Raw genomic sequence first — 1,288 nt, forward strand, 5'->3', positions numbered from 1 at the left:
GTGAGGTGCCTAGCAGATTCCGGACAGTCGGCTACATAAGCTGACAGAAGTCTGGAAGAGGTAGGTACGTGGCAAGGCGTCGCAGGCAGTTCTCGCCGGAGTTCAAGGAAGAAGCCATCCGCATGGTGCTGGAGGGCGATCGGACGGTCGCGTCGGTGGCGCGCGAGTTCGACATCAACGCCAGCACCCTGGGCAGCTGGGTGAACCGGCATCGGATCGCGAGCGCCCGGCAGGAGCAGCCGCCGGTCTCTGGGCCGGAGCGGGCCCGGATCAGGGAGCTGGAGCGGGAGAACGCCGAGCTGCGGGAGAAGTTGATCTTCTTGAAAAAAGCAGCCGCCTTCTTCGCGTCCGAGACTCGATGACGCTCGCCAAGTACGAGCTCATCGACGCGGAGAAGGCCTGTCATTCGATCGTGAAGATGTGTGCCTGGCTGGGTGTGTCCCGTTCGGGCTTCTACGAGTGGCGCGAGCGGCCGGCCTCGGCCACCGCGCAACGCCGCGCCCTGCTGGCCGCGTCGGTCGCCGAGATCTTCACCGGCTCGCACGAGACTTATGGCTACCGGCGGGTGCACGCCGCCCTGGCCCGGCGCGGCGAGCACTGCTCGGCCGAACTGGTCCGCGCCCTGATGCGCGAGCAGGGCCTGATCCCGGCCCAGGTGCGGGCGTTCCGGCCGGCCACCACCGTCCAGGGTGACTACCGTGGCATCCCCGACCTGGTCGGCCGTGACTTCACCGCCGCCCGTCCGGGCATCAAGCTGGTCGGCGACGTCACCTACGTCCGCACCTGGGAGGGCTTCCTCTACCTGGCCACGGTGATCGACTGCCACAGCAAGGCGGTGCTGGGCTGGGCGATGGCCGACCACTACCGCACCGAGCTGGTCGCCGACGCGATCCGGATGGCCGCCGGCACCGGCCTGCTCCAGAGCGGCGCCGTGTTCCATAGCGACCGCGGATCGAACTACACCTCAGAGGAGTTCGGCCGTTTCCTGGCCGGCCTGGACATCCGCCGCTCGGTCGGCCGCACCGGCGTCTGCTGGGACAACGCGATGGCCGAGTCGTTCTTCAGCGTGATCAAGAACGAGTGGTTGCACCGCTTCGTCTTCACCACCCGGGCCAAGGCGAAAAGCCAGGTCATCCGCTATATCGAAGGGTTCTACAACCGTCGGCGCCTGCACTCGGCGCTCGGCTACCGGCCGCCCCTGGAGGTGCTCAACGAGGCCCTTTCAACCCAAACGGCCGCATAGGCTGCACTCATAACACGGCTGTCCGGAATCACCGTGGCCCCTCAG

Annotated in this window: 1 protein-coding gene; it reads left to right on the forward strand. The window is 67.2% G+C overall.

Annotation, left to right across the window (positions count from 1 at the left end):
* Positions 1 to 68: 68 nt before the first annotated feature.
* Positions 69 to 1,243, forward strand: a protein-coding gene (locus tag FXF51_RS60200) for an IS3 family transposase (RefSeq protein WP_411268451.1) whose coding sequence is annotated in 2 segments (ribosomal slippage) — positions 69 to 329 and positions 332 to 1,243 — 1,173 coding nt in all. Because the reading frame shifts where the segments join, the coding sequence is not laid out codon by codon here.
* The last annotated feature ends 45 nt before the right edge of the window (positions 1,244 to 1,288 follow it).

The sequence above is a fragment of the Nonomuraea sp. PA05 genome (assembly GCF_008086045.1).
Lineage (GTDB): Bacteria > Actinomycetota > Actinomycetes > Streptosporangiales > Streptosporangiaceae > Nonomuraea > Nonomuraea monospora.